Here is an 11,101-nt window from a genome sequence, read left to right on the forward strand (position 1 = left end):
GTGGCTCGCCCGCCGGTGGTGATCTCCGGCGTACCCCGCTACGTCATCGGACGTGCGGCGGTGGTTCCTGTCGCGAGATTCGACCGTCGAGTTCCTGGGCGGTGGTGGGGCGCCCGAGGAGGTAGCCCTGGGCGGCCTCCACCCCCAACGATCGGAGCAGGGCCAGCTGGTCATCGCGTTCGACGCACTCGCCGCAGACTGCGAGGCCGAGCGAGTGCGCGACATCGACCAGCTGTTGCAGCGTCTCGCGGAGTGCGGGTGTGGTCGGGTCGATGTAGGTCAAGTCGATCTTGATGCTGTCCAGCGGGAGCCGGGAGACCTGGTCGATGGTGTTGTGGCCGGTGCCGACGTCGTCCAGGCTGAGCCCGACGCCGAGTCCTCGCAGCTCGTTCAGGTGGTCCATGGCGTGTTCGTCGATGTGGACGGTCTCGGTGATCTCGAGGACGAGCTGGCCGGGGTCGATGTCGTGTGCCTGGAGGGCCGCCGCCACGTCGTCCCGGATCCGTGGGGTGTTGATGTGGCGCCCCGAGATGTTGACCGCGACGATCAGCTGCCGGTTTCCGGTGTCGTTGTTCCAGTCCGCGAGCTGGCGGGCGGCGCGGTCGATCACCCAGGCGCCGACGCGACAGATCAGATCAGATGTCTCCGCGACGGGGATGAACTCGGCAGGTGGGACGAGTGCGACGTCGGGGCGGTTCCACCGCACCAGCGCCTCGTAGGCGTGGACGGAGTCGGTTCGCAGGTCCAGGATCGGCTGGTAGTGCAGCACGAGCTGATCGTGCTCGATGGCATGGGCGATGGCATGGGTGATGGATGACTGGAGGTCGGTCTCGCCGGGGTTGCGGTCCGGTGTCCCGCTGGTGTCATGAACGGACATGGGCATCCTCGCGTTCTGCGATCAGGTGGCCGAGGGCTCGCGACCGGTGGCTTCGTCTCATGGCGGCCACGGCAGGGACGCCGGGTGGGATGCCGTTGATGACGCCGGTCGGGGTGTGGAACAGCCACAGCGACATGGTGCGGAGGGCAGCCCAGTCGTCGTCTGCCACCCGAAGAGCCACGACCGACCCGGCGTCGCCCGGGAGGTCGCTGCGTCGGACCACGCGCATGCGCACCGGAGCTGCCCGGGGCAGCACGAGCTCGGCGCCGTCGGAGATCGGCATGGTGCGGGAGGGCAGGCGTACGGCGGCGCCGCCGACCGAGATGTCGATCAGCTCGCCGTCGGTGCCGTCGATGGAGACCGGTGCGCGGAGCGCGATGCGGTGTGCGTCGCGGCGGGTGGTCGCGTACGCCGGTGAGAGGACTCGTATCGCGCCGAGCACCAGTCCGATCCCCGCGAGCAGGAGCCAGGCTGCGGAGGCCACGGTCGCGCCATCCGTCGCGCGCCACGGGACGAGCCCGAGGGCACCGGCCAGTGAGTAGCCCAGGACTGCGAAGACCGCGACGATCAGCACGATGACCACTCTCGGGACTCGTCCGCGGGCCCGCTGCTCGGCACCGGCCTTGGGAGTGACTGCGAACTCGAGGGTACGGCGGGTGAGCAGCCACCACAGGCAGGAGATGCCGACGGGTATCCGGAAGATCCGCAGCGCGAAGGCGCTCGGTAGGTGCAGGTGGTGCCGGAACAGCTGGCGGACGCCCCACAACCGGAGCACGAGCATGGTGAGGAAGACCGCGGCGAAGGTGCCCGGCCCGGCGGTGGACGTCTGGGCACCACTGAGCAGGATGGCAGCCGGGATGACGAAGATGACGACGGTGGCGACGCCCTCGAGCCACCACAGCGTGCCGCTGAGGTACTCGTAGTAGTTGCGCCACGACATCCACCGTTTGGCCGCCCAGAGTCGCTCCTTGGCGAGGACCTGCATCGCGCCGAGACCCCAGCGACGCCGCTGCAGCAGGTACTGCTCGGGGGTCTGCGGTGCCAGCCCCACGGCAAGCGTCTGGTGATGGTAGACGGTCTTCCATCCGACCCGGATGAGGCCGAGCGTCGTGTGCATGTCCTCCACGATGGTGTCGGTGGCGATGCCGCCGATCTCACGCAGCGCACGGGTGCGCAGCAGCGATGTGGACCCGCACCAGAACGGCCCCGCGCCGTCCTTGTTGCGGGACGCCATCAGCACGTGGAAGAAGATGCCCTGCTCGCCGGTGACCCCGTCGTCGTCGAACGCGCCGGAGTTGTAGAACGTCTGCGGCCCCTGCACCAGCGCGATGTCCGGGTCGTCGAACCATCCCAGCGTCGCGGTGAGGAAGGTCGGAAGCGGCACGTGATCGCAGTCCAGGACCGCGATGACGTCGACGTCCCGCCCGTCCTCAGCCTCCCTCGCCATGAGGTCGAGGGCATGGTTGAGGTTGCCCGCCTTTGCGTGGTCGTGCACCTGGCGACGTACGTAGCGGGCGCCGTACTCCTCACACAACAGTCGGACCCAGTCGCGCTCGCCGTCGTCCAGCACCCAGGTCTCATGGGCAGGCTCGAGAGCGCATGCGGCCGCGATCGTCGGCGCGATCACCTCCACCGGCTCGTTGTACGTCGGGATGAGCACCGCGACGCGCATGCCCTCGGGGAGGTCGGTCACCGGGCGCGGGGCGCGACTGTCCACGTTCCACAGCGTCACCAGGCGGACGAGCAGCCCCAGGAGGGGAAGCCCCTCGAAGACCACGAGCAGCCACGCGGCCGTCCGGTCCCATCCGCTTGCGGGGATGGTGAACGCCGCTCGCCACGTGAGGTAGACCAACAGCGCGCCGATCGCCGTCAGGCCGCCCACGTGCGCCAGCAGCTGAGACCGGCGTCGCTCGGGTCGGGGTGCCCCGAGCAGGAACGCCCATCCAGCGAGGCTGCCGCCGGGTTCTACGGTGGCGGCCGACGCCCCGACTCGTGCGATCTGCGGAGGCCCGGCGTGGGAGGCGCGCCTCGGCCGGCTGCCACCGGGCGACGTCGATCCACTCATCCCGAGACTCCCTCGTTGTCGGCTTGAACACACCATGCTAGGTGCGAAATCGCCGACATGCAGCCCTTCGCTTCCGAATAGCGTCACTTGCCGTTGTCTGCGGCCGATTTCTCAGCCCAGAGGCATATTGGTGGAGATCGTGCCAAGATGGCATCCGGGAGACGAATGTTTTGCCCTTTGTCGAACTGGACGTGAGTGGGGGGTCCATGATGTCTCGGGCTGGGTCGTGGTCGCGGTTCCGGAACGCGTGCATCGTCTTCGCGGTTGCGGCGGCGGCGCTGGCCGTGTTCGGGGCAGTGGGTCTCGGCAGCCAGATCACGATTCGAGCGGCGTCCGATGGCAGTTTCGTGGTCTTCTCGGCGGTCGCGGCCGTCGCCTGTTTCGGCGCCGCGAGGGAGGCAACGACCGGGAGGCGGCTGCCGTGGTGGCTGCTCGGTGTCGCAGCGACGTGCTACGCGGCCGGTAACGCCATCTGGTTCTACTACCAGGTCCTGGCACCTGAGGCCCAGACCTTCCCGGGCCCCGCCGACGTCTTCTACGTGGCGGTGGTGCCGTTCGCCCTCGCCGCGATGCTCTCCCTGCCGGTCCGCCCACTCTCCGCCGCGGCGCGGGTGCGCGCGATCGTAGACGGACTGATCATGGGTGCCGCGCTGCTGTTCATCAGTTGGATCCTGCTCGTCGGGCCGCTCGTCGCACAGCTCGGCGAGGTCAGCTGGATCTACCTGTTCGTGTACCTGTATTACCCGTTGACCGACATCCTGATCATCACGATCGCCGTCACCTTGGCCACCCGGGCCACTGGGGCACAACGCCTCCCGATGCTGCTGGTCGGTGCCGCGTTCGTGTCGATCGCATGCGCCGACACGGGTATCGGCTATCTGGCACTGCACGGCCGGGAGGCGGCCGGAAGCGGCCTGGACCTGGGCTGGACGATCGGGTACATGCTGCTGGCCCTGGCGGCACTGGTCCCGCCCAGTGAGGACGCTGCCGGTGAACCGTCCCGGCGGACCCTGCTTCCCGAGCTGCTGCCGTACGTGCCGGTCGTTGTCGTGCTGGTCGTGAGGGCCAGCAACCCGGCCCGCTTCGGGGACTGGGTCCTGGCTCTGCTCCTGGTCACGGTTGCGGCGCTTCTGGTCCTGCGGCAGTTGCTGACGCTGGCGGAGAACGTCCGGCTGACCCGCGGCCTGGAGCGGCTGGTCGCGCAGCGGACCCATGACCTGGAGCAGCTCACCATGCGCCACCAGTCGATCCTCGACAGTGCGGGCGAGGGCATCGTCGGGCTCGACAGGTCGGGCCGGGTGACGTTCGCGAACCCAGCGGCAGGCGCGCTGCTCGGTCGTTCTCCCACCGAGCTGACAGGCGCCCGGTTCAACGACGTGACCGAGGCGACCAACGAGGCCGGCGAGCCGATCGCCACCGCCGGTGACCCGGTCGCGGCTGCGTTGCAGGACGAGGGGGTCCGCACCGTAACGAATGCGACCTACCAGCGGGCGGACGGCACCGGCTTCGCCGTGGAGCTCACCGTCGCGCCGGCCCGTGGCGAGAGTGGTGTCGCCGGTGGCGTACTCATCTTCCGCGACGTCACCGAACGCCGGACGATCGAGCGGATGAAGGACGAGTTCGTCTCGGTGGTGAGCCATGAGTTGCGCACCCCCCTGACGTCGCTGCGCGGCGCGCTCGGACTGCTTCAGGGCGGGCTGCTGGAGGGGACGCCACCCAAGGTGCAGCGCATGGTGCAGATCGCGGTGGAGTCCACAGACCGGCTGATCAGGCTGATCAACGACATCCTGGACGTCGAGCGCATCGCGGCCGGCAAGGTGACGCTGGATCGGCGGACCGTTGCCGCGGCGGACGTGGTCGACCGGGCGGTGGCAGAGATGCGTGGCCTCGCACAGCAAGCACGGATTCAGGTGCAGGTCGAGGACGTCACCGGAAGCGCCGACGCCGATCCCGACCGGATCGTGCAGACCCTCACCAACCTGCTGAGCAACGCGATCAGGTTCTCCCCTCCCGGGGGCGCGGTCCGGGTGGGAGTCGCGGAGCAGGACCAAGAGCTGCTGTTCAGCATCAGTGATGAGGGCCCTGGCATCCCACCTGACCAGCTCGAGGCGATCTTCGGTCGGTTCGCGCAGGTCGACGCCTCCGACACCCGCGAGAAGGAGGGCTCAGGTCTGGGGCTGGCCATCTGCCGCGGACTGGTCGAACAGCACGGTGGGCGCATCTGGGCGCACAGCGAGCCGGGCCAGGGCGCCACCTTCTACTTCACTCTGCCCGCTGCGGATCCTGCCGTGGCCATCGAACCGTCTCCCGAGGAGCGGTCGGCGATGCCCACCGTGCTGGTGTGCGAGGACGATCCGCAGGCTCGTGCCGTGATCGGTGAGATGCTTCGTTCTCACGGGTACGCCGTGGTCGGCGTCGCGTCGGGCGAGGAGGCGGTTGCGCGGGCAGCCGAAGTGGCCCCGGCCGCCGTGCTCATGGACCTTGCCCTCCCCGGCATCGACGGCTGGACCGCCATCGCCCAGCTGCGAGCGGACTCCCGGACCGGTCACGTCCCGGTCCTCATCGTCAGCGGGTCCCCGCCGAGCACCCCACCCAGCACCTCCCCGCTGGACGTGGCCGCCTGGCTGAGCAAGCCGCTCGACCTCACGACGTTGCTGACCGCCTTGAGAGAGGCCATCTCAGGCGACAGATCCCAGCCCTGCGTGCTCGTGGTCGAGGACGACCAGTCGCTCGCCCATGTGCTCACCACCCTGTTTGCCGAGCACGGCGTGCTGGCTGTGCCGGCGCACACTGCCCGCGATGCGTTGCGGCTCGGACGCGACCTCGTACCCGACCTGCTGCTTCTCGATCTGCTGCTGCCCGACAGCGACGGCTTCTCGCTCGTGGGCTGGCTCCGCCAGGACCCTCGCCTGTGTCAGGTGCCGGTGGTGGTCTACACGGCGCTGGACGTCGATGAGCACGACAAGGAGCGCCTGCGGCTGGGGCCGACTGAGTTCCTCACCAAGGCGAAGAGCAACCCGGAGGAGGTTGAGCAGCAGGTGATGAAGTTGCTCGCAACGGTGGTGGCAGGAGCGGCCTCATGAGTCGCCGCGTGCTGGTCGTCGACGACGACGACGCAATCCGCGAGGTGGCCCAGGCAAGCCTCGAACTGGTCGGCGGCTGGGAGGTGGAGGTCGCCTCGACGGGGCTGCAGGCGCTCGACCGATGCGCGTCCGATCCGCCCGATGCCGTCCTGCTCGACGTCATGATGCCCAGGATGGACGGCCCCACGACGTTCGCGCGGCTCCAAGCCGACACCCGCACGCGCCACGTCCCGGTCGTGCTGCTGACCGCCAAGGTGCAGCCCAGCGAGCGACGACGTTGGGAGGCCCTCGGAGTCGCAGGCGTACTGAGCAAGCCCTTCGACCCGCTCACCCTGTCCGACCAGGTGGCAGAGCTTCTGGGGTGGGACCAGTGACCCCTCAGTCGGATCCGTCCCCGTCAGCCTTCAGCCAGGCGCGCGCTCGACTGGGTGAGATCGCCGTACGAGCCCGGGTGACCCTCGCGGAGAACCTCGCGACGATCGAGGCCGCCGTCCGCGGCCTCGAGGGGGGAGCCCTCGATGAGGAGACCAGGCGGCAGGCCGAGCGCGCCGCCCATCGGATCGCAGGAACGGCCGGAACGGTCGGGCTGCCGGACGCCACCGATCCGGCCAGAGCGCTCGAGGACGCATTCGCCGGCCAAGCACGAGTCGACCCCCGCCGGGTGTTCCGCCACGTCGCCGAGCTGCGCAGCGGGCTGGCCGCCGCCGACACGGAGTCGTCGTCCGCGACCGAGCCACACCCGACCGGTCGGCTCCTGGCGATCCATGCCGCTCCATCGGTGGCAGCCAGGATGGGCTCGGTCGCGACCTCGCGTGGCCTGGCCGTGACCGATGACAGGGCCGAGGAGAACATCGAGGCGGCAATCGTCGACCTGGACGTACCCGACGCCGAGGCGCTCATCCAGCGCTGCGGCACGGCGCACCCTGCCGTCCCGGTCGTCGCCCTGGCGGAGACGGCATCCGTGGAGGACCGGCTCCGTGCCGCGACCGCGGGTGCCCACCTGGTACTGCCTCGGAACGGTCCCGCCGCCGCACCGATCGACGCCGTCACCTCGCTGCTCGGCCAGCGGCGTGAGGACCGCCTCCACGTACTCGCGGTCGATGACGACCCCCTCAACCTAGCCCTGCTGCGCGAGACCCTGGCCACCGAACCGGTCGAGGTGAGCACCCTCGAAGATCCGCGCACCTTCTGGGGGACCCTCGATCGTGAACGACCCGACCTCGTCGTGCTCGACGTCGACATGCCGCACCTGGACGGCATGGAGCTGTGTCGCACCATCCGCACCGACCCGCACTGGTCCGCCCTGCCGGTCCTGTTCCTGACCGCGCGCACCGGCCCCGCGGCTGTAGACGCCGTCTTCGCTGCCGGGGCCGACGACTACGTGCCCAAGCCGTTCAACCCCAACGAGCTACGGGCCAGGATCCGCAACCGGCTCGAGCGCGCCGAGATGTACCGGCGCCTCACCGACACCGACCCGCTCACCGGCGTGGCCAACCGGCGCCGCTTTGAGAGCGACTTCCATCGGCTGTGCGCTCTGGCACGCCGACACAATCAGCGGTTGTCGCTCGCCATGCTCGACATCGACCACTTCAAGAGCATCAACGACACCCATGGCCACGCTGTGGGAGACCAGGCGCTGGTCCGTCTGACCGACCATCTGACCAAGGAGTTCCGTGGTGAGGACGTGGTGGCTCGGTTCGGTGGCGACGAGGTCGCGCTGCTGGCGTTCGGGATGTCGGCCGCTGACGCAGGGCTGCGGCTGAGAAGCGTCCTCGGCTCATCAGCCCTTGTCATCAGCCCGCCGGAGGCACCGCAGCGTCCGCTGACCATCGAAGTCAGCGCCGGCGTTGCGGAGCTCGATGGTCACGGCGACACGCTCGACACCTTGCTCAGGGCCGCAGACGCCGCACTGTACGAAGCCAAGCGCTCCGGTCGCGGGCGGGTGAGCATCGCAGACCGAGAAGGCCATCCGCAGGCGCCTGCGCCCGAAGCGGATGTCGAGGCGCCGCTGCCCGTCGACCCGGCAGTCCGGGACTACTACGCCACGATGGTCGAACGCGAGAGGCTCGAGATCACCGGCCATGGTCGGCTGGAACGTCTCCGAACCCAAGAGCTCCTCAGCTGGGTGCTGCCGCCGGCACCGGCGCGGATCCTCGACGTCGGCGGGGGCACGGGCGTCCACGCGCGATGGCTGGCAGAGGCCGGGAACGAGGTGCATCTCATCGACGTCGTCCCCGAGCACGTCGTGGAGGCACTCAGCGACGGATCGGCCTTCACAGCGGCGCTCGGCGACGCCCGCCACCTCGACGAGCCCGACGACTCCGCGGACGCGGTGCTCCTGCTCGGCCCGCTCTACCACCTGCTCACCCGGACAGAGCGGGTCCAGGCTCTGCGCGAAGCTCGGCGGGTGCTGCGGCCGGGCGGCACGCTCGCCGCCTCCGTCGTCAGCCGGCACGCGGCCTTGCTCGCCTACGCCACGCGTGCCGAGCAGGACGCCGAACGGCTCGATCTCGCCATCAACACCTTGGCCCACGGCGGGTACGACCCGAAGCTCGGTTTCACCACGGCGTACTTCCACTCACCGGACGAGATCGCGACCGAGCTACGGTTGGCCGGCTTCCGCGACGTCCGGGTCCTGCCGATCGAAGGGCCCCTGTGGACCAGCGTCAAGACCTGCACCGACCCACTCCACCTGGATCGCCTGACCGAAAGCGCCGTGGTCTGTGCCCGCGCCCTCGAAGGCGACGCCGCGATGCTCCCGGCCAGCGCGCACCTGCTGGCCACCGGCAGCGCCTGAGGCTCCTCCGGTCGCCGGCGTGCTCAGCCCTCGCTGTCGATGAGGTATTTCCCGTCGGCGTAGACGAGCCCCAAGGTCACCGTGCTGCCCTCTTGGCGGCCGTCCTTCATCGTGTACTTGTAGGTGTAGGTCACCTTGAGCGGGTCGACGCTGGGGGAGACCGAGACGACGCTGGTGCTCGCGACGGTGGTCCACCAGGCGCGGTAGCCCTCGATGCCTCCGCTGCTCGCCTGGAACGCCGGGGTCAGCATCGAGCCGAAGGCGCTGTCGGGGTTCTTGGGCGCGGTGGCGAGATAGCTGCGGATGAAGGCGTCGATCCCCTCGGCGGTCGGGCCGGCGGTCTCGCTGGCCGAGGGGCTCTCGCTCGGAGACTCGCTGGCCGTCTCGCTGGGCGACGGCTTCTCGGAGGCCTCCTCCGACTCCTGGTCGTCCGCGTCGTCGGTGGCCTTGTCGGTCGTCTCCGACAGCGGTGATCCGGACGCGACCGGATTCGGCTTCGCGCTCGGCTCGTCGCCGCGGTTGGCCCACAGCGCTCCTCCGACCACCAGCACCAATGCCGTTGCGGCGACGAGCGCGATCGGCCACCAGCGGCGCCGCGTCGGGGTGCTGGTCGACTGTGCCAGCCCCGAAGGCGCGGCAGGCGCAGGCGCGGGTGCCGCGACCGCGGCGAGCGTCTGCGTACGCAGCGCCACCGGCTCCAGCTTCTCGGCCGCCAACCGTCCGGCCAGGAAGTCGACGACGTCCTCGGCCGACCACCGCTCGGCGGGGTCGTAGGCCATCGTGTGCTCCAGCAGCGGCGCGAGCCGGCCGGCCAGCGGCGTACGCGGCGGGTCCTCGTGCACCACCCGATACAGCGTCGCCAGCGCGTTGTCGCCGATCCCGTACGGAGGCTCGCCGGTGAGCGCCTGGAAGAGCGTGGCCCCCAGCGACCACATGTCGCTGGCCGGGGTGGCCCGCCCACCGGTCGCGATCTCCGGAGCCAGGTACGCCGGCGAGCCGGTGACCTGTCCGGTCTGGGTGGTCTGGGAGTCGACGCCGCGCGCGATCCCGAAGTCGGTCAGCTTGGCGCGCTCGGCACGGCCGACCACGATGTTGGCGGGCTTCACGTCCCGGTGGACGATGCCGGCGGCATGAGCCGAGCGCAGAGCCGAGGCGATCTGACCGATCAGCCTCGCGGCGTCCTCGACGGGCAGGGGGCCGTCGTCGCGCACCATGTGGGCGAGGGTCTTGCCCTCGACGTACTCCATCACCAGCCAGGGCTTGTCGTCGTCGCGCACCAGGTCGAAGACGGCGACGACGTTCGGGTGGACCAGTCGTGCGGCGAGCTGCGCCTCGCGTTCGACGGCGGCATCCGATACGCCGTCGAGTGCGATCAGCTGTTTGAGTGCGACCGAACGCCCCAGAACTTCGTCGGTGGCCAGCCAGACGGCTCCCATCGCTCCCCGGCCGAGCTCCCTCTCGAGCCGGTACCTCCCTGCGATCACCCAGGTCCCCTCAAAATCTCGTCGCGAACGCCAGTGGTCAACTCTAGGGGGTATCGCCTACTACCCTTGCTTCCGGGACAGCCCGTTCCGGGCCCCGGAAACACCATCTGAGAACGATCTGAGAAAGGCACCACGTGTCCATCGATCCCACACTCCTCGACGACCTCGAGTGGCGAGGCCTCATCGCCGACTCGACGGACCGCGACGCGCTCCGAGAAGCGCTCGCCGGCGGGAGTGTGAAGTTCTATATCGGGTTCGACCCCACCGCGCCGAGCCTGCACATGGGCAACCTTCTCCAGATCACCATGGCGATGCGCCTGCAGCAGGCCGGCCACACGCCCTACGTACTGGTCGGCGGCGCCACCGGCATGATCGGTGACCCGCGCGACTCGGGGGAGCGCACCCTCAACTCACCCGAGACCGTCAAGGAATGGGTCGGGAAGGTGCGCAGCCAGATCGAGCGGTTCGTCTCCTTCGAGGGCGAGACCGCCGCGACGATGGTCAACAACGCCGACTGGACGGCGTCGTTGTCGGTGATCGACTTCCTCCGTGACATCGGCAAGCACTTCCCGGTCAACCGGATGCTCGCGCGTGACACGGTGAAGAAGCGTCTCGAGGACGGCATCTCCTACACCGAGTTCTCCTACATCCTCCTGCAGTCGATGGACTACCTGAACCTCTTCCGTACGCACGGGGTGAGTCTTCAGTTCGGCGGCTCGGACCAGTGGGGCAACATCACCGGCGGTGTCGAGCTGGTCCGCCGGGTCACCGGCGAGACCGTCCACGCCTTCACCA

7 protein-coding genes (1 of these 7 cut by a window edge) are annotated in these 11,101 nt (G+C 69.5%); 4 read left to right on the forward strand and 3 right to left on the reverse strand.

What is annotated here, in order from left to right; all coding sequences use genetic code 11:
- Positions 1 to 43: 43 nt before the first annotated feature.
- Both ACW14X_RS23760 and ACW14X_RS23765 read right to left on the reverse strand, forming a co-directional pair.
- Positions 44 to 877: an EAL domain-containing protein gene (locus ACW14X_RS23760; protein WP_457163534.1), complete on the reverse strand. Its 834-nt coding sequence runs from the start codon at positions 875 to 877 to the stop codon at positions 44 to 46.
- Positions 864 to 2,942 (reverse strand): glycosyltransferase family 2 protein, encoded by a 2,079-nt coding sequence (locus ACW14X_RS23765; protein ID WP_160028544.1) that lies wholly within the window; start codon positions 2,940 to 2,942, stop codon positions 864 to 866. The genes ACW14X_RS23760 and ACW14X_RS23765 overlap by 14 nt, the downstream gene beginning before the upstream one ends.
- A 206-nt stretch (positions 2,943 to 3,148) precedes the next feature.
- On the opposite strand from ACW14X_RS23765, the gene ACW14X_RS23770 reads away from it, so the two are divergent.
- Genes ACW14X_RS23770 through ACW14X_RS23780 form a run of 3 tightly spaced genes read left to right on the forward strand, consistent with a single transcriptional unit; the run spans position 3,149 to position 8,822 of the window.
- A complete protein-coding gene (locus tag ACW14X_RS23770; RefSeq protein ID WP_457163535.1) occupies positions 3,149 to 6,025 on the forward strand; it encodes an ATP-binding protein in 2,877 nt (958 codons plus the stop codon).
- Positions 6,022 to 6,399: a response regulator gene (locus ACW14X_RS23775; RefSeq protein ID WP_160028548.1), complete on the forward strand. Its 378-nt coding sequence runs from the start codon at positions 6,022 to 6,024 to the stop codon at positions 6,397 to 6,399. Before ACW14X_RS23770 ends, ACW14X_RS23775 begins: the two co-directional genes overlap by 4 nt.
- Entirely contained in the window at positions 6,396 to 8,822 is a 2,427-nt protein-coding gene (locus ACW14X_RS23780; protein ID WP_457163536.1) for a diguanylate cyclase, read from the forward strand. Before ACW14X_RS23775 ends, ACW14X_RS23780 begins: the two co-directional genes overlap by 4 nt.
- 23 nt (positions 8,823 to 8,845) lie before the next feature.
- Here the strand turns inward: ACW14X_RS23780 and ACW14X_RS23785 are convergent, their stop codons facing one another.
- Positions 8,846 to 10,306 (reverse strand): serine/threonine-protein kinase, encoded by a 1,461-nt coding sequence (locus ACW14X_RS23785; RefSeq protein ID WP_457163537.1) that lies wholly within the window; start codon positions 10,304 to 10,306, stop codon positions 8,846 to 8,848.
- Positions 10,307 to 10,440: 134 nt separating this feature from the next.
- Between ACW14X_RS23785 and tyrS the strand changes: the two genes are divergently transcribed.
- A protein-coding gene (tyrS, locus tag ACW14X_RS23790) for a tyrosine--tRNA ligase (RefSeq protein ID WP_457163538.1) crosses the window boundary here: on the forward strand, positions 10,441 to 11,101 show its 5' portion. It continues 611 nt past the right edge of the window; 661 of the gene's 1,272 nt are visible here — the first part of the coding sequence; it begins with the start codon at positions 10,441 to 10,443; its stop codon lies off the right edge, out of view.

This window comes from Nocardioides sp. YJ-D4 (genome assembly GCF_054031495.1).